Source organism: Streptomyces sp. BK79 (assembly GCF_044142145.1).
In the GTDB taxonomy this organism is placed as follows: domain Bacteria; phylum Actinomycetota; class Actinomycetes; order Streptomycetales; family Streptomycetaceae; genus Streptomyces.
On the sequence record NZ_JBHVOC010000047.1, the window covers coordinates 1 to 20697 of the forward strand.

General features: G+C 71.2%; 2 protein-coding genes. Both read right to left on the bottom strand.

The annotated features are described in order from the left end of the window. The coding region (locus ACFIF2_RS35190; protein WP_395577365.1) for a type I polyketide synthase at window positions 1-20161 on the bottom strand (20161 nt) is incomplete at its 3' end. Window positions 20162-20163: 2 nt separating this feature from the next. Next, on the bottom strand, window positions 20164-20697 hold a 534-nt coding region (locus ACFIF2_RS35195), incomplete at its 5' end, for an acyl carrier protein (RefSeq protein WP_395577366.1).

Here is a 20697-nt window from a genome sequence, read left to right on the forward strand (position 1 = left end):
GCGAACACTCACCCTGACGCAACGACTGCGCCGCCAGATGCAACGCCACCAACGACGACGAACACGCCGTATCCACCGTCACCGCAGGCCCCTCAAGACCGAACGTGTACGACAGCCGGCCCGAGAACACGGCGGCTGCGGAGCCGGTACCCGCGTATCCCTCCAGTTCCTCGGGAGGCTGACGCAGCAGGGTGGCGTAGTCCTGGCCGTTGGTTCCGACGAACACGCCGGTCTGGCTCTCGCGCAGCGCTCGGGGGTCGATGCCCGCCCGTTCGACGGCCTCCCATGACGTCTCCAGCAGCAGCCGCTGCTGCGGGTCCATCGCCAGCGCCTCACGCGGCGAGATCTCGAAGAACTCGGCGTCGAAGTCGGCGACGTCGTGCAGGAATCCTCCCTGGCGGGAGTAGGTCGTTCCCGGGCGGCTCCGCTCGGGGTCGTAAAGCGCGTCGAGGTCCCAGCCCCGGTCGGCCGGGAAGTCGGAGACGACGTCCGCGCCGGTCCGTACCAACTCCCACAGGTCCTCCGGCGAACGCACTCCGCCCGGGAAGCGGCACGCCATCCCCACGATGACGATCGGTTCGTCGGCGGACGTGCCGATCGCGACCGGCTGACCGGCAGCCGACTCCACAGTGGCCCGGACTGCGTCGGCGTCGGCGTCGGCGTCCGTCATGCGCGCGCCGAACTGGTCGCGCAGCTGGCGTGCCAGTGCCGTCGGTGTCGGGTGGTCGAACACCAGGGACGTCGGCAGGGCGAGTCCGGTGGCAGTGACGAGGCGGTTGCGGAACTCCACCGCGGTCAGCGAGTCGAAGCCGAGCTCGCCGAAGGCGCGGTCGTGACGCACGGTGCCCGGGTCCTGGTGTCCCAGTACGGCCGCGGCCTGCTCCTGGACGAGAGCCAGCAGGATGCGCGTCTGGTCGGCTGCCGAGGCGCCGGACAACTGCGCCGCCACGCCGGAGAGCGTTTCGCTGTCGTCGTGGGTCCACGCCGACCGTACGGCGGAGAGCTCACCGAACAGCGGGGCGGGCCGCGCCGTCGGCGACGCCACGGCCGCGAACCTCTCCCAGTCGACATCGATCACTGTCAGGTTCGGTTCCTCGCCCTCCCACGCCTGGCGCAGGGCGGACAGGGCCCCCTCTGCGGGCAGCGGAGTGATGCCGTTGCGGCGTAGCTGGCGCGCCACGACCGCGCTGTCGGCCATTCCGCCGTCTGCCCACGGACCCCACGCGATCAGGGTCACCGTGCGGTCCTCGGCCCGGCGCTGTGCGGCGACGGCCTCCAGGGCGGCGTTGGCCGCGGCGTAGTTCGCCTGGCCCGCTGCCCCGATCGCGGCGGACGCGGAGGAGAACAGTACGAAGGCGTCCAGGTCCAGTTCGGCGGTCAGCTCGTTCAGGTTGCGGGCACCGAGCACCTTCGCCCGCATGACGGCGGCGAAGCGCTCCGCCGTCATGGCGTCGATGACTCCGTCGTCGAGCGTGCCTGCGGCGTGGATCACGGCCGTCAGTCGATGTGTCTCGCGCATCCGCGCCAAGAGCCGTTCCAGTGCGTCGCGGTCCGCGACATCGCAGGCGACGAGGGTGACCTCGGCTCCCATGGCCGTCAGTTCCGCCTCGATGCGGGCCGCGTCGGGCGCGGCCGGCCCACGCCGGCCGACGAGCACGACGTGCTCGGCTCCCTCCTCGATCGCCCAGCGCGCGACATGGGAGCCCAGCGCCCCCGTACCACCGGTGATCAACGCCGTACCGCTGAGACGTCGCCGGTCACGGCGGCGCCGTGCTGGCGGGGCGGGCACGAGCCGACGGCCGAACACGCCGGACGGACGGATCGCCAGCTGGTTCTCGTACGTCACGCCGTTAGTGACGTCGGCGAGCATCTCGGCCAGGCGCGCCGCCTCGGCGCCGTCGACGTTCGAGGCCGTCCGTGCGGGAAGGTCGATCAGACCACCCCACCGGTCCGGGTGCTCCACCGCGGCCACCTGGCCGAGACCCCACACCGCAGCCTGCTCCGCCCGCACCGGCTCGTCGTCCGGGTGCGCCCCGACCGCACCGCGGGTCACACACCACAGCGGTGCCGTGACCTCGGCGTCACCGAGTGCCTGTACGAGGCTCAGCGTGCCGGTCAGGCCGGTCGTGAGCTCCTCGGGTGAAGCGGGGTCGGGACGCAGGTCCCAGGACAGGACGGACACGACGCCGCTGACAGCCGTCTCGTCGCACACCGTACGAAGTCGCTCGGCGAGTCCCGGACGGTCCGCCGCATCCACCCGACGCACCTTCGCGCCGCAGCCTTCCAGTGCCCGGACGACGGTGTCGTGGGCCGCGTCCGCTTCCCCGGTCACCACCACCCAGAGGCCGGTCAGCCGGACGGGCAGCTCCGCACGGGCGACACGGTGCCAGGCGTCCTTGTAGCGCCAAGACGCGGTCGCGCTCTGCTCCCGGTGATCGCGCTGCCACTCCGCCAGCGCCGGCATGACCTCGGCCAAGGCGGCCTGCTGCGCCGGCGCGATGTTCAACGCGTCGGCGAGCGCGTCCACGTCCGCACGCTCGATCGTGTCCCAGAACTCGCTGTCGACCGGGTCCGCCTGCGATGCGCCGACCGGGCTCTCCAGCCAGTAGCGCTGGTGCTGGAAGGCATACGTCGGCAGCTCCAGCCTCGACGGCTCCGAACGACCGAACACCGCCTGCCAGTCGACCCGCGCACCCCGCACATGAGCCTGGCCGAGCGCGGTCATCACAGACGCGCTCTCGTCACGGTCGCGGCGTACGGAGGGCACGAACACTCCCGAGGGCACGACACCCTGCCCCATCGCACTCAGTACGCCATCAGGACCGATCTCGACGAACGTCTCCACACCCTCGGCATGCAGCGAACGCACCGCGTCGGCGAAACGCACCTCACGCCGCACCTGCTCCACCCAGTACTCCGCCGTGGCGATCTCCTCCACCACCGGACCACCAGACACCGTGGAGACGAAACGGAACCGCTCCGGAGCCCGGAACGACAACCCGGACACCACCTCACGGAAGGCGTCGAGCATCGGCTCCATCAACGGCGAGTGGAAGGCATGGCTGACCTTCAGCCGCCGTGAACGCCGCCCGGGAAGAGCAGCAACCACCTGCTCCACCGCATCCGCCTCACCCGACACGACCACGGACGTGGGCCCGTTCACAGCCGCCAGGGACGCACCCGCCAGATTGTCGAGCAGCGGAGTGACCTCGTCCTCGGATGCCTCCACCGCCACCATCACGCCACCAGCCGGAAGCTCCTGCATCAACCGGCCACGCGCCCCCACCAGCACACACGCATCCTCCAGCGAGAGCACACCCGCAACATGAGCGGCAGCGATCTCCCCCACCGAGTGGCCGGCGACGACGTCGGGCACCACCCCCCACGACTCCCACAGCCGGAACAGCGCCACCTCGAAGGCGAACAACACCCGCTGAGCAACACCCGTCCCTTCCAACACAGCCGCATCCGTGCCGAAGAACTCCTCACGCACCCCCAGCCGATCGAGCAGGTCGTCCAGCACCCCCGCGAACACCGGGAACCGCTCATACAACCCGCGCCCCATACCAACCCGCTGCGCACCCTGCCCCGCGAACAGGAAGCCGACCCGGCCCGCCGTCCCCGACGTGCCCGCGACCAGATGCTCGACGGCATCACCGTTCGCCAGCCCCGTGAGACCGGCGCGGAGCGACGACGCACCGTCTGCCAGGACGACCGCGCGGTGGTTCAGCACTGCCCTGCTCGTCGCCAGTGCATACGCGAGGTCGGTCAGAGACACCGCACGCCCGTCGTCGACGAACGCCAGCAACCGAGCAGCCTGCGCCCTCAGTGCCCCCGCGCTCTTGCCTGACAGCACGACAGGGACAGGGACAGTGACCGGCCCTTCGAGGACAGGCGACTGCTCGTCGTCCTGGGACGCCTCTTCACCGTGGCCAGGCCCTTGCTCCAGGATCACGTGCGCGTTGGTGCCACTGATCCCGAACGACGACACACCCGCCCGCCAAGGACGGTCCACCTCGGGCCACGGTGTCCGCTCCGTCAGCAGCCGTACGTCACCCGTAGACCAGTCGATATGCGGCGACGGCTCGTCCACGTGAAGCGTCGCGGGCAGCTCACCGTGGCGCATCGCCATCACCATCTTGATGACACCCGCCACACCCGCAGCCGCCTGGGTATGACCCAGATTCGACTTCACCGAACCCAGGAGCAGAGGCTCCTGCCTACCCTGCCCATACGTCGCCAGCAACGCCTGCGCCTCGATCGGATCACCCAGCCTCGTGCCCGTCCCATGAGCCTCCACCGCGTCCACCTCGGACGGCTCCAAACCCGCACCGGCCAACGCCCGCCGAATCACCCGCTGCTGCGACGGACCATTCGGCGCCGTCAAACCATTCGACGCACCGTCCTGATTCACCGCCGACCCACGCACCACCGCCAACACCCGATGACCATTACGCCGGGCGTCCGACAGACGCTCCACCAACAGCACACCCACACCCTCGGACCACCCCGTGCCATCGGCACCGGCCGCGAACGCCTTGCACCGCCCATCCGGCGAAAGCCCGCCCTGCCGGCTGAACTCCACGAACGCCGCCGGAGTCGACATCACCGTCACACCACCGACCAACGCCAGCGAACACTCACCCTGCCGCAACGACTGCGCCGCCAGATGCAACGCCACCAACGACGACGAACACGCCGTATCCACCGTCACCGCAGGCCCCTCAAGACCGAACGCGTACGACAGCCGACCCGAGACCACCGATGCGGCGGCGCCGGTGGCCGCGTGGCCTTCCAGCTCCCGCGTCGTCTCGCGCAGCAAGGCCGTGTAGTCCTGGCCGTTGGTGCCGGCGAAGACCCCGGTGTCGCTGCCGCGCAGGGCGGCCGGGTCGATCCCGGCCCGTTCGACGGCCTCCCACGACGTCTCCAGCAGCAGCCGCTGCTGCGGGTCCATCGCCAGCGCCTCACGCGGCGAGATACCGAAGAACTCCGCGTCGAACCCGGCGACGTCCTCGATGAAGCCGCCTTCGTACACGGAGGACGCATCGGACTGAGCGGCGGCCATCAACGTGTCGAGGTCCCAGCCCCGGTCGGTCGGGAAGGGAGTGATGGCGTCGGAGCCCGAGTTCAGCAGGCTCCACAGATCCTCCGGCGAGCGCACCCCGCCCGGGAAACGACACGCCATCCCCACGATCGCGATCGGCTCGTCGACGTGAGCCGAGACCGAACCCGCACCCACCGCCGGAACTCCGGTCTCCGGGGTCTCCGCGAGCTGGGGCAGCAGGTGATCGACGAGTGCGCTGAGGCTCGGGTAGTCGAAGACCACGGTCGCGGGCAGGGGGATCCCGGTGGCTTTGCCCAGGGCGTTGCGCAGTTGCAGCGCGCTGAGGGAGTCGAAGCCGAGTTCGCGGAACGACCGTTCCGAGTCGAGCCTGTCCGGCGTGGCGTGCCCGAGCACGACGGCCGCTTCAGCTCGTACCGTCTCCAGCACCACTCGCCGCGCTTCGGTGTCGGAGAGACCGGCGAGCCTGCGGGACAGGCCGGGTGTTGCCGGGTCACCTTCGCTCCTCGTCACCGCGGCGTCCGTCAGCTCGCTGAGCAGGTGGGCGGGTCGAGACGCTGCCAGGGCCATGGCGAACCGGTCCCAGTCCGTCCTGGTGACCGTCGCGGTGGTCAGACCGAGGTCGAGCACGCGCCGCAGCGCGTCACCGGACTGCCGCGAGGACAAGGGTGAAACACCGCTCCGGGAGAGGCGGTCCCGTACGGCGCGGTCGACCATGCCTCCGTCCGCCCAGGGGCCCCACGCGAGACTGGTCGCGGGCAGTCCTCGTCCGCGGCGGTACTCGGCGAAACCGTCCAGCAGGGCGTTCGCCGCCGCGTAATTGCTCTGACCAGCCGAGCCCACCGTGCCGGCCAACGACGAGAACACGATGAACGCGTCCAGCCGATGGTCCCGCGTCAACTCGTGCAGATTCCAGACGGCGTTGACCTTGGGCCTGAACACCGCGTCGAAGCGCTCGGCCGTCATCGCGTCGATCACACCGTCGTCCAGGACCCCGGCCGCATGCACGACGGCCGTCAGCGGGAACTCCGCCGGAACGGAACTCAGCAGCAGACCGAGCTCCTCGGGGTCCGCGACATCGCAGGCGGCCACGGTCACCCGCGCGCCGAGCGCGACCAGTTCGGCCTCCAGCTCTGCCGCACCCGGCGCCGCCTTGCCGCTCCGGCTCGTCAGCAGCAGATGTTCCGCCCCCTGCTCGGCGAACTGGCGTGCCACGGCCGCACCGAGCACCCCGGTCCCACCGGTGACCAGCGTTGTACCGCGCGGTCGCAGGCCCACGAGAGCCGTGCCGCCCTGGGCACGTACGGGCGTGAGGCGACGTCCGAAGACCCCTGCGGGGCGGACGGCCACTTCGTCCCCGTCGACCGTCCCTGCCAGTACCGCGATCAGTCGCTCGGCGGTCCAGTCGTCAGGAGCCGACGGCAGATCGATCACCCCGCCCCACCGCGAGGGATGCTCCACCGCCGCTACGCGCCCGAATCCCCAAACCGCTGCCTGATCCGGCCGCATCAACGTCTCACCGGAGCGCGTTGACACCGCCCCCGAGGTGACGCTCCACAGGGGCGCCTCGACACCCAGCTCACCGAGCGCACGGAACAAAGTCAGGGTGCGGACCACACCGGTCGGCAGCCCGGGCTCAAGGTCGGCGGTGAGCGGAAGGAGGGACAGCACGCCCCGCACGTGGCCGATGTCGGCGAGAGCGGCCTCCAGCGCCGTGGTGGTGGTGAAGGGAATCCGAATCGCTTCAGCCCCGTGGTCGGTCAGCGCACGGGCGACCCACTGCCACCGCTCCTCGTCATCCGGCGCCGTCACCAGGAGCCAGGCTCCCGTCAGCACGCCGGTGCCCTGGTCGGGCACGGGGCGCCAGGCGACCTGATAGAGGAGATCGTCCGTCCGCGCGGTCTCGTGCCGGCGTCGACGCCAGGCGGAGAGGGCGGGGAGTACCGAGCCCAACGAGGCATCCTGCTCAAGCTGGAGCGTGGCGGCGAAGGCGTCCACATCCGCACGCTCGATCGTGTCCCAGAACTCGCTGTCGACCGGATCCGCCGACGATGCGCCGACCGGGCTCTCCAGCCAGTAGCGCTGGTGCTGGAAGGCATACGTCGGCAGCTCCAGCCCCGACGGCCCCGAACGACCGAACACCGCCTGCCAGTCGACCCGCGCACCCCGCACATGAGCCTGGCCGAGCGCGATCATGACGGACGCGCTCTCGACCCGGTCACGGCGGACGGAGGGCACGAACAGCGTGCGTCCGTCGTCCACGATCTCCGGCCCCATGGCGCTCAGTACGCCATCGGGTCCGATCTCGACGAACGTCTCCACACCCTCGGCATGCAGACAGGACACCGCGTCGGCGAACCGCACCTCACGCCGCACCTGCTCCACCCAGTACTCCGCCGTGGCGATCTCCTCCACCACCGGCCCGCCCGTCACCGTGGAGACGAAGCGGAACCGCTCCGGAGTCCGGAACGACAACCCGGACACCGCCTCACGGAAGGCATCGAGCATCGGCTCCATCAAGGGGGAATGGAAGGCGTGGCTGACCTTCAGCCGCCGTGAACGCCGCCCCGGCAGAGAGGCCACGACCTCTTCCACCGCATCCGCCTCACCGGATACGACCACCGACGTGGGCCCGTTCACCGCCGCCAGGGACGCACCCGCCAGGTTGTCGAGCAGCGGAGTGACCTCGTCCTCGGACGCCTCCAGCGCCACCATCACGCCACCAGCCGGAAGCTCCTGCATCAACCGGCCACGTGCCCCCACCAGCACACACGCATCCTCCAGCGACAGCACACCCGCCACATGAGCAGCCGCTATCTCCCCCACCGAGTGGCCGGCGACGACGTCGGGCACGACACCCCACGACTCCCACAGCCGGAACAGCGCCACCTCGAAGGCGAACAACACCCGCTGAGCGACACCCGTCCCCTCCAACACCACCGCATCCGTGCCGAAGAACTCCTCACGCACGCCCAGACGCTCGACCAGGTCGTCCAGCACCCGAGCGAACACCGGGAAACGCTCGTACAGCACGCGTCCCATACCGATCCGCTGCGCCCCCTGCCCCGCGAACAGGAACGCCCAACCACCGGGCATCGTGCTCCCGACGACCACATCGGCCCGGGACTCGCCCGTCGCCAACGCCTGGAGACCCTGACGGAGTTCGGCTTCATCGCCGGCCACAACTACCGCCCGGTGCTCCAGCACCGCACGCGTCGTCGCCACCGCATGACCCAGCACCGCCACCGGAACATCCCCCGCCAACGGCACCAGCCGGCCCGCCTGCGCCCGCAACGCCACCTCACTCGCAGCGGACAGCACCACCGGCGCCGGCCCCGACCACTCCGGCGCAGCATCTTCCGCCACATCCGCAAGCTCAGGACCCTCTTCGAGGATCACGTGCGCGTTGGTGCCGCTGATCCCGAACGACGACACACCCGCCCGCCAAGGACGGTCCACCTCGGGCCACGGCGTCCGCTCCGTCAGCAGCCGTACGTCACCCGTAGACCAGTCGATATGCGGCGACGGCTCGTCCACGTGAAGCGTCGCGGGCAGCACCCCGTGCCGCATCGCCATCACCATCTTGATGACACCCGCCACACCCGCAGCCGCCTGCGTATGACCCAGATTCGACTTCACCGAACCCAGCAACAGCGGCCGCTCCACCTCACGACCCTGCCCATACGTGGCCAGCAACGCCTGCGCCTCGATCGGGTCGCCCAGCCTGGTGCCCGTCCCGTGGGCCTCCACCGCGTCCACCTCGGACGGCTGCAACCCCGCACCGGCCAACGCCCGCCGGATCACCCGCTGCTGCGACGGACCATTCGGCGCCGTCAAACCATTCGACGCACCGTCCTGATTCACCGCCGACCCACGCACCACCGCCAACACCCGATGACCATTGCGACGGGCATCCGACAGACGCTCCACCAACAGCACACCCACACCCTCGGACCACCCCGTGCCGTCAGCATCGGCCGCGAACGCCTTGCACCGCCCATCCGGCGAAAGCCCGCCCTGCCGGCTGAACTCCACGAACGCCGCCGGAGTCGACATCACCGTCACACCACCGACCAACGCCAGCGAACACTCACCCTGACGCAACGACTGCACCGCCAGATGCAACGCCACCAACGACGACGAACACGCCGTGTCCACCGTCACCGCAGGCCCCTCAAGACCGAAGGTGTACGACAGCCGGCCCGAGACGACACTGCCGGCACTGCCGCTGGCCAGGTATCCCTCCAGTTCCTCGGGCACAGTGGACAACCCCGACGCGTAGTCGTGGTACATCACGCCGGCGAAGACGCCGGTGTCGCTGCCGCGCAGCGTCGTCACGTCGATCCCGGCCCGCTCGACGGCCTCCCACGACGTCTCCAGCAGCAGCCGCTGCTGCGGGTCCATCGCCAGCGCCTCACGCGGCGAGATACCGAAGAACTCCGCGTCGAAATCACCCGCGCCGTGCAGGAACCCACCCTCGCGGGTATGCGAGGTACCTGGCCGCTCGGGGTCGGAATCGTAGAGCGCGTCGAGGTCCCAGCCCCGGTCCGCCGGGAACGCGGTGATGGCATCGGAGCCTGAACTCAGCAGCCGCCACAAGTCCTCAGGCGAACGCACCCCACCCGGGAAACGGCACGCCATCCCCACAATCGCGACCGGCTCATCCGCCGCCCCCGCCATCACCCCACCACGACCGGCCACCCCAGCAACCGCCACCGACCCCGACCCCGACCCCGACGAGACCAAGGACGACACCAAAAACTTCGCCAACGCCACCGGCGTCGGATAATCGAACACCAACGTCGCAGGCAACCGCAGCCCCGTCGCCACCGACAACCCGTTCCGCAACTCCACCGCCGTCAGCGAGTCGAAACCCACCTCCCGGAACGATCGCTCCGCACCCACCGCAACCGCCGACCCATGCCCCAACACCGCCGCAGCACGGCGACGTACGAGATCGAGGACCACGTCCTGCCGCTCGGCCGGGGACAACGCGACCAATCGGTGCTTGAGGTCGGTCCCTTCGGAGGCCGCTCCACGATCGCGGCGCCCGGCGGCCGGTCGTACCAGAGCGCGCAGCAGCGCCGGTATCGCTCCGTCGAAGCCCGTCCCGGTGTGACGTCCCAGGGCAGCGGCGTCCAGTTTCGCGGCCACGGGCGTCGGGTCGGCCGAGGCGAGAGCAGCGTCGAAGAGTGCCATGCCCTCCTCGACACCGAGAGGGCTGACGCCGGCCCGGCGCATCCGTGCCAGCTCGGCCTCGCCCAGACGGCCTGCCATACCACCCGTGGGATTCCACAGCCCCCATGCGATGGACGTGGCCGGGAGCCCCAACCCTCGACGGTGGTGGGCCAGGGCGTCGAGGAAGGCGTTGGCGGCGGCGTAGTTCGCCTGCCCCGCGGCGCCCAGAGTCCCCGCGACGGAGGAGAACAGCACGAACGCGTCGAGATCCAGGTCCCGAGTGAGTTCGTGCAGCAGCCACGCGGCGTCGGCCTTCGGGCGCAGGACGGTGTCGAGGCGTTCGTCGGTCAGCACGTCCAGTACGCCGTCATCGACCACGCCGGCCGTGTGCACCACGGCGGTCAGCCGGTGGTCGGCCGGAATCGCGGCCAGCAGTCGTGCAAGGGCCTCGCGGTCGGCGACGTCGCAGGCCGCGACCGTCACTTCCGCGCCGTGCGCGGCCAGTTCCTCGACGAGGTCCCCGGCGTCACCGCTTCGGCTGGCCAACAGCAGGTGTCGTACACCGTGCTCGATGACCAGGTGCCGGGCTGTCGCGGCTCCCAGCATGCCGGTGCCCCCGGTGATGAGCACGGTCCCCTCCGGGTCCCAGCCGGCCGCGTCGGCTTCGGCCGCGGCACGGACCAGCCGGGGTACGTAGAGGGACCCGCCGCGTACGGCGATCTGCGGCTCGCCGGTCGCCACCGCCGACCCGACCGCGTCGTCGCCATCGGCAGCGGCATCGGTGTCGGTGTCGGTGTCGACCAGCACGATCCGGTCGGGATGCTCCGCCTGCGCGGAACGGATCAACCCCCATACCGCGGCACCGGCGAGATCCACATGGCTGCCGTCGAGAGCGTTGCCCGCAACCGCGCCCCGGGTGACGACGACGAGGCGCTCGGACGCGGCGCGGTCGTCACGCGCCAGCCACTCCCGAACGGTTGCCAGCACCCCGTTCAGGACGGAGCGCACCGCCTCCGCGGTACGCGCGGCCGGCTCGTCGCTCACACATCGGACCACCTGGTGGTCGTCGCTCCGTCGTACGGGAGTGGCGACCGGCTGCCAGTCGATGCGGAAAAGCGAGTCCGTGCCGCTCCGGCGGGCGTCACGCAGCTGATCGTCCGACACGGGGCGGAAGGACAGGGACTCCACCGCGACAACCGGTACGCCCTCGGCATCCGTCGCGACGAGCGCGACCGCGTCCTCACCCACCGGCGTCAGCCGAACCCGCAGTTCCCGGGCGCCCTCCTTGAAGAGGCCGAGACCACGCCAGTTGAAGGGCAGCCTGCCGGGCCCCTCCGCGCCGTCGGCGTGCCAGGCGTGGAATGCGGCGTCGAGCAGTGCGGGGTGCAGTCCGAACCGTCCGGCACCCGGTTCCTCGGGGAGTTCTACGTGGGCGAACACCTCCGAGCCGCGGCGCCATGCTGCTCGCAGCCCCTGGAAGGCGGGACCGTAGGCGAATCCGTCGTCGGCCAGCTGCCGGTAGTGACCGTCAAGGTCCACCGGCTGGGCGTCGCGCGGCGGCCACTCCGTGCCGAAGCCGGCCGGCACATCGGGGAGTCCAGCGGCGAGCAGGCCGGAAGCATGCCGGATCCATTCCTGACCGTCCCGCTTGGCATGGACGGTGAACGCGCGGTCCCCCGTCCCCGTCTCCTCGTCGGAGACGGTCACCTGCACCGTCACGCGGTGCTGCTCGGGCAGCGCGAGCGGCGCTTCCACCGTCAGTTCCGCGATGTGCCCGCAGCCCACCGCATCGGCGGCCCTCTGCGCGAGTTCCACGAACACCGTGGCCGGTACGAGGGTGACACCCCGGATCTGGTGATCCGCCAGCCATCCGTCGGCGTTCGTGGTCAGCTGTCCGGTCAAGAGGTGTCCGCCGGACTGGGGCAGTTCGACAGCGGCGCCCAGGATCGGGTGGTCGGCGGCGTCGAGTCCCGCGGCACTGAGGTCACCGGCGCGGGAACCGTCGCTCGCGAGCCAGTAGCGCTGGTGCTGGAAGGCATACGTCGGCAGCTCCAGCCCCGACGGCCCCGAACGACCGAACACCGCCTGCCAGTCGACCCGCGCACCCCGCACATGAGCCTGGCCGAGCGCGGTCATCACAGACGCGCTCTCGTCCCGGTCACGGCGGACGGAGGGCACGAACAGTGTGCGTCCGTCGTCCACGATCTCCGGCCCCATGGCGCTCAGTACGCCATCCGGACCGATCTCGACGAACGTCTCCACGCCATCGGCATGCAGACAGGACACCGCGTCGGCGAACCGCACCTCACGCCGCACCTGCTCGACCCAGTACTCCGCCGTGGCGATCTCCTCCACCACCGGCCCGCCCGTCACCGTCGACACGAAGCGGAACCGCTCCGGAGTCCGGAACGACAACCCGGACACCGCCTCACGGAAGGCATCGAGCATCGGCTCCATCAAGGGGGAATGGAAGGCGTGGCTGACCTTCAGCCGCCGTGAACGCCGCCCCGGCAGGGAGGCCACGACCTGTTCCACCGCTTCCGCCTCACCGGATACGACCACCGACGTGGGCCCGTTCACAGCCGCGAGGGATACACCCGCCAGGTTGTCGAGCAGCGGGGTGACCTCGTCCTCGGACGCCTCCAGCGCCGCCATCACGCCACCGGCCGGAAGCTCCTGCATCAACCGGCCACGTGCCCCCACCAGCACACACGCATCCTCCAGCGAGAACACACCCGCCACATGAGCGGCAGCTATCTCCCCCACCGAGTGGCCGGCGACGACGTCGGGCACGACACCCCACGACTCCCACAGCCGGAACAGCGCCACCTCAAAGGCGAACAACACCCGCTGAGCGACACCCGTTCCTTCCCACACAGCGGCGTCCGTACCGAAGAACTCCTCACGCACCCCCAGCCGATCGAGCACGTCGTCCAGCACCCGCGCGAACACCGGGAACCGCTCATACAGCACGCGTCCCATACCGGCACGCTGCGCCCCCTGCCCCGCGAACAGGAACGCGACCCGGCCTGCATTCCCGACCACCACGCCCGCACCAGCGGCTACTGCGTCCAGTTCCCGCAGCAGTCCGGCCCGGTCCTCCACCACCAACGCCACGCCGTGATCGAACACACTGCGCCGGACAGCCGCCGCAGCCACATCCACCACCGACACATCAGGCCGCTCGGCGACAAACGACCGCAACCGCGCCGCCTGCTCCACCACCGCCGCACCCGTCCGGCCCGACAGCACCACCGGCACCGGCCCCGACCACTCCAGCGCAGCATCCTCCGCCACAACCGCAGGCCCTTGCTCCAGAATCACGTGCGCGTTGGTCCCGCTGATCCCGAACGACGACACACCCGCCCGCCTCGGACGACCCGCCACCGGCCACGGCGTCCGCTCCGTCAGCAGCCGTACGTCACCCGCAGACCAGTCGATATGCGGCGACGGCTCGTCCACGTGAAGCGTCGCGGGCAGCTCACCGTGGCGCATCGCCATCACCATCTTGATGACACCCGCCACACCCGCGGCCGCCTGCGTGTGACCCAGGTTCGACTTCACCGAGCCCAGCAGCAGGGGCCGCTCCACCTCACGGTCCTGCCCGTAGGTGGCCAGCAACGCCTGGGCCTCGATCGGGTCGCCCAGCCTGGTGCCGGTCCCGTGGGCCTCCACCGCGTCCACCTCGGACGGCTCCAACCCCGCACCGGCCAACGCCCGCCGAATCACCCGCTGCTGCGACGGACCGTTCGGCGCCGTCAGACCATTCGACGCACCGTCCTGATTCACCGCCGAACCCCGCACCACCGCCAGCACCCGATGACCGTTACGACGGGCATCCGACAGGCGCTCCACCAACAGCACACCCACACCCTCAGCGAGTCCCGTGCCGTCGGCGCCGGCGGCGAAGGACATGCAGCGGCCGTTCGGTGCGAGCCCTTGTTGGCGGCTGAACTCCACGAACATGTTGGGTGTCGACATCACCGTCACACCGCCCGCGAGGGCCAACGAGCACTCGCCCTGCCGCAGCGACTGCACCGCCAGGTGCAGCGCCACCAGCGACGACGAACACGCCGTGTCCACCGTCACCGCGGGACCCTCGAGACCGAAGGTGTACGACAGCCGCCCGGAGGCGACACTGCCTGCCGTGCCGTTGGCCAGATAGCCCTCGATGTCCTCGGAGACGTAGGGCAGGCGGGATCCGTAGTCGTGGTACATCACGCCGGCGAAGACGCCGGTATCGCTGCCGCGCAGGGTGGCCGGGTCGATCCCGGCCCGTTCGACGGCCTCCCACGACGTCTCCAGCAGCAGCCGCTGCTGCGGGTCCATCGCCAGCGCCTCACGCGGCGAGATACCGAAGAACTCCGCGTCGAAATCACCGGCTCCCGTGAGGAACCCGCCCTCGTGGGCGTAGGTGGTTCCCGGGCGGCTCCGCTCGGGGTCGTAGAGGGCGTCGAGGTCCCAGCCCCGGTCCGCCGGGAACGCGGTGATGGCATCGGAGCCCGAACTCAGCAACCTCCACAAGTCCTCAGGCGAACGCACCCCACCCGGGAAACGGCACGCCATCCCCACAATCGCGACCGGCTCATCCGCCGCCCCCGCCACCACCCCACCACGACCGGCCACCCCAGCAACCGCCACCGACCCCGACCCCGACCCCGACCCCGACGAGACCAAGGACGACACCAAAAACTCCGCCAACGCCACCGGCGTCGGATAATCGAACACCAACGTCGCAGGCAACCGCAGCCCCGTCGCCACCGACAACCCGTTCCGCAACTCCACCGCCGTCAGCGAGTCGAAACCCACCTCCCGGAACGACCGCTCCGCACCCACCGCAACCGCCGACCCATGCCCCAACACCGCCGCAGCACGCGTCCGGACCAGTTCGAGCACCACGTCGGTGCGCTGGGCGGCAGGCAGCCGGGCCAGACGTGCGCTGAGGGCCTCGTCGCCGCCACCGCGCCGTACGGGCACCCGCACGAGATCACGCAGCACAGGCGCGATGACGGTGCCGGGCGCGCGCAGAGCCGGGAGGTCGAGGCGAGCGGGCAGGAGTGCCGGCTCGCCCGAGGTCAGTGCCCGGTCGAACAGGGCCAGCCCCTCGGCGGCCGTCAGCGCGGCGATGCCCGACCGGTTGATCCGGTGCAGGTCGCTCTCGTCGACATGGCCGGTCATGCCGCTGCGCGGTTCCCAGAATCCCCAGGCCAGTGCGGTGGCGGCCTGACCGCGGGCGCGTCGCTGGGCGGCAAGGGCGTCGAGGAAGGCGTTGGCGGCGGCGTAGTTCGCCTGTCCCGCGGCGCCCAGGGTGCCCGCTGCCGACGAGAAGAGGACGAAGGCGTCGAGGTCGAGGTCGCGGGTGAGTTCGTCGAGGACCAGCGCGGCGTCGATCTTCGGCCGGAACACGGTGTCGACGCGCTCCGGGACGAGCGCGGAGACCAGTCCGTCGTCGAGCACGCCGGCGGCGTGCACGACCGCGCGGAGGGGGTGGGCCGCCGGTATCGAGTCGAGGACGGCGGCGACGGCCTGGCGGTCGGCGGCGTCGCAGGCGGCGACGCGTACGGTGGCGCCCAGCGCGGAGAGCTCCTCCAGTGTCTCCTCGGCCGCGTCACCGCTGCGGCTCAGCAGCAGCAGGTTCCGCACACCGTGTTCGGTCACCAGATGCCGTGCCACCAGGCCGCCCAGTACCCCTGTGCCACCGGTGATGAGCACGGTGCCTCGGGGGTCGAACGGCGTCGCGTCGGGTCCGGTGGGCAGGGGGAGGCGGGTGAGGCGCGGGACGTGGAGAGCGCCGTCGCGGACGGCTGTCTGCGGTTGGCCGGAGGCCAGTGCCGCCGCCAGGCCGTGGCCTTCCGGGTCGGCCTCGTCCAGGTCGACGAGGGCGAAGCATCCGGGGTTCTCGGCTTCGGCCGACCGGACCAGGCCCCACACGGCGGCTCCCGCCGGGCGGCTCGGTGCCTCGCCCGACCGGACGGCGACGGCGCCTCGTGTCACGATCACGAGCCGGGCCGAGGCGGACCTGTCGTCGGCGAGCCAGGCCTGGAGGCGCTCCAGGACGGAGTGCACGGCCGTCCGCGGGGTCTCCTCATCGACGTCGAAGACGACGTCCTCCGCAGCCTCCGACGTCGGGCGGGGTGCCGCCTGCTCATCGGCCGAGGCGGGTCGCCAAGCGAGGTGGTACAGCGTGGCGTCGTGGGCGGTGCCGAGTTGAGCCGCCGACACGGGCCGTACGACCAGGGACTCGGCGGACAGCACCGGTGCGCCGGTGGCGGTGTCCGTGGCCAGCAGGGACAGGGCGTCGGGCCCTGAGCCCGCGAGCCGTATCCGCAGCGTCGTCCCGCCTGCCGCGTGCAGGGTCACGCCGGTCCAGGTGAACGGCAGCCGGGGAGCCGTCGTGTCGGCCGGCGCCGCGAGCCCCGCGAGGTGCAGGCCGGCGTCGAGCAGGGCCGGGTGGACGGCGAACCGGCCGTCTCCGGTCTCCTCGGGCAGGGTGACCTCCGCGTACACCGCGTCGCGCGTGCGCCACGCGGCGCGCAGGCCCTGGAACGCCGGGCCGTAGACGAGTCCCGCGTCGTGCAGGTGGGTGTAGTGGTCGACGAGGTCGACGGGTTCCGCCTCTGCCGGCGGCCAGGAGGCCGGACCGGGCGGCTCCGCCCCGGGGACCGCACCGGGGACCGCACCGGGGACCGCCCCCGGGTCCGCCGCCAGGGCTCCGCCGGCACACCTCACCCATTCCTGGTCGGCGGTGTCGGTGGTGTCGGCGGGTCGTGTGTAGATGTCGAGGGAGCGGCGGCCCGTGCCGTCGGCCGCCGCGACGATCACCTGGATCTGCAGCGCACCGTCGTCGGGGAGGACCACCGGTGTCTCGAAGGTGAGCTCGTCGACGCGTCCGCATCCCGCCTGGTCCGCAGCCCTGATGGCCAGATCGAGCAGCGCGGTGCCCGGCAGCAGGACGCGGTCCATGACGGTGTGATCGGCGAGCCAGGGGTGGCTCTCCAGCGAGACGCGTCCGGTGAGGACGAATCCGTCGCCGTCGGCGAGGCCGAGCGCCATGTGGAGGAAGGCGTGGTCGGACACGGCGAAGTCGCCCGTGGCGCTGCCCCGGTCGCGCAGGCCGACCGGCCAGTACCGGGTGCGCCGGAAGGGGTACGTCGGCAGGTCGACGTGGCGGTGAGTGGTGCCGCCGATGACCGCGTCCCAGTCGACGGTGACGCCGTGCGTGAACAGCTCCGCCAGTGAGGTGAGGAACCTGGTCCGGCCTCCGTCATCGCGGCGCAGTGTTCCGGTGGCCAGGCCGGTCCGGCCCGCGTCGTCCAGGATCTCGCGGACGCCGAAGGTGAGTACGGGGTGCGGGCTCACCTCGATGAAGTCGGTGCAGTCCTCCTCGACGAGAGCGCGGACCGCCTGCTCGAAGCGGACCGTGGCCCGCAGGTTCAGGTACCAGTACTCGGCGTCCATGCGCGTGGTGTTCAGCAGGCCGCCGGTCACCGTCGAGTACAGCGGGATCCGCGACGCCCGGGGGCGGATGTCGCGCAGTGCGGTGATCAGCTCGTCCGCGAGGACTTCGACACTCGACGAGTGCGACGCGTAGTCGACCGGGATGCGGCGTGCCTGCTCGTCCGACATCAGCAGCGCTTCCAGCGCTTCCGTGTCGCCCGACACCACGGTGGAGCGGGGGCCGTTCACGGCGGCGATCGACAGACCCCCGGCGAGGTCGATGTCGTCGGCCGGTCGCGGCACGGACACCATCCCGCCCTGCCCGGCCAGCCGCACGAGGGCCCGGCTGCGCAGCGCCACCACGCGGGCGGCGTCGTCCAGGGACAGGGCGCCGGCGACGCACGCTGCCGCGATCTCGCCCTGGGAGTGCCCCACCACGGCGGCGGGTTCGACTCCGGTCGAGCGCCACATCGCCGCGAGCGAGACCATGACGGCGAACAGGGCGGGCTGGACCACGTCGACGCGTTCCAGCGCCTCGGCGTCGGTCAGGACCTCCCGCAGGGACCAGTCCACGTACGGGCTCAGCGCCTCGGCGCACTCGGTCATGCGCGCCGCGAAGACCGGTGACGAGTCGAGCAGTTCGAGAGCCATGCCGACCCACTGCGCGCCCTGGCCGGGGAAGACGAACACGGCCTGGTCGCGGCGCGGTCCGGCGATGCCCTCGACCAGTGCCGGTGAGCCGGTGCCCGCGGCGAGGGCATCGAGGTGCTCGCGCATCTCGTCGAGATCGGCGCCGAGCAGGACCGCCCGGTGCCGGAAGGCCGTCCGGCTGTCGGCGAGGGAGCGGGCCACGTCGCCGAGCCGCAGATCCGAGTGATCGTCGAGGTGCGAACGCAGTGATCGGGCCTGAGCGCGCAGCGCGTCCTCGGTCTTCGCCGAGAGGAGCCAGGGCAGGGGGGTGCCTTCGTGGGCGCCCTCGCGGGTGCCTTCGTGGGCGCCCTCACGGGCGTCTTCGTGGGCGCCTTCACGGGCGTCCTCGTGGGTGCCCTCGCGGGGACCGGTGGATCCCGCGGAGTCGACCGGCTTCGCGGGGGCGGCGGCGGGTGCCTGTTCCAGAATGACGTGACTGTTGGTTCCGCTGACGCCGAACGCGGACACCGCCGCGCGCCGGACCCGCCCCGTTCCCGGCCAGGGGGCGGCTGCGGTGAGCAGTCGTACCCCTCCGGCCTCCCAGTCGACGTGGGAGGAGGGCTCGTCCACGTGGAGGGTGGCGGGGAGCGTGCCGTGGCGCATCGCCATGACCATTTTGATCACACCGGCCACACCGGCGGCGGCCTGGGTGTGCCCGATGTTGGACTTGACGGAGCCCAGCAGCAGCGGATGCCCGCCCGCGCCGCGCTCGGCGCCGTAGGTGGCGAGCAGCGCACGCGCCTCGATCGGGTCGCCGAGCGGCGTGCCCGTGCCGTGTGCCTCGACGGCGTCGACGTCCGCGACGGTGAGGCCGGCGTCGGCGAGGGCCTGGCGGATGACCCGCTGCTGCGCGGCACCGTTCGGCGCGGAGAAGCCGCTGCTCGCGCCGTCCTGGTTGACCGCGGAGCCGCGTACGACGGCGAGGACGGGGTGCCCGTTGCGCAGCGCGTCGGACAGGCGCTCGACCACGAGCACGCCGGCGCCCTCGGACCAGCCGGTGCCGTCCGCGCCGTCCGCGAACGACTTGCACCGCCCGTCGGGGGCCAGCCCGCGCTGCCGGCTGAAGTCGATGAAGGGCCGTGGCGTGGCCATCACGGTCACACCACCGGCGAGCGCCATGGAGCACTCGCCCTTGCGCAGCGCCTGGCATGCCAGGTGCAGCGCGACGAGGGACGACGAGCAGGCGGTGTCGATGGTGACGGCAGGGCCTTCCAGCCCCAGTTCGTAAGCGATCCGGCCGGACACCACGCTGCCGGACGTGCTGTTCCCGAAGAACCCTTCGTACTCCTCGGAAGCACGCTCCAGCAGGCCGCTGTAGTCGTGGTACATCATCCCGGCGAAGACGCCGGTACGGCTGCCCCGTGCGGATTCGGGATCGATCCCCGCCCGCTCCAGCGCCTCCCAGGCGACCTCCAGCATCAGCCGCTGCTGCGGGTCCATCGTCACCGCTTCGCGCGGGGAGATGCCGAAGAACTCCGCGTCGAACTCGGCCGCGTCGTGCAGGAAGCCGCCGCGCCGCACGTAGGAGGTGCCCATGTGCTCGGGATCGGCGTCGTAGAGGCCGTCCAGGTCCCAGCCTCGGTCCGTGGGGAAGTCCGTGATCGCGTCCGCACCGCGTTCGGCCAGCCGCCACAGCTCTTCGGGAGCGCGTACACCGCCGGGGTAGCGGCAGCCCATGCCGATGATGGCGATGGGTTCACCGGCCGCGGCCTCGGCGTCGCGCAGTTTCCGGCGCGTCTGGTGCAGTTCGGCGGTAACCCACTTGAGGTTGTCGAGCAACGTGTTGTCGGTCATGGTCAGCGCCCGAACTCCCGTCGGATGAAATCAAGGACGTCGTCGGCCGATGCCGACTCAAGCGTGTCCAGGACACTCGTCTCCGTGTCCGCGGCCGTTTCCTGCGATGGCGTCGTCTCGTCCTCGGCGCGGGGCACTTCGGCGTCGAGGTGTTGCGTCAGGTCGCGCGGGGTCGGGTGCTCGAACAACAGCGTGGCGGGCAGGTCGAGGCCGGTGGCCTTGCCGAGCCGGTTCCGCAGCTCCACGGCGGCCAGCGAGTCCAGGCCCATGGCCATGAAGCCGGTGCCCATGTCGATGTGGTCCGCGCTCGCGTGTCCGAGGACCGCGGCGACATGCGAGCGGACCAGTTTGCCGAGGATCCTTTCCCTCGCCTGTGGTGTGGCCCCGTCGAGCTGAAGCCGCAGCTCGGCTGCCGCGTCGCGCTCGCCGCTCGTGGACGCGACGGGTACGCGGACGACCTCGCGGAGGATCATGGGTACCTCGTCGGTCCCACGGGCGGTCAAGTGCGCCGCGACGACGACGGGTTCCTCGGTGGT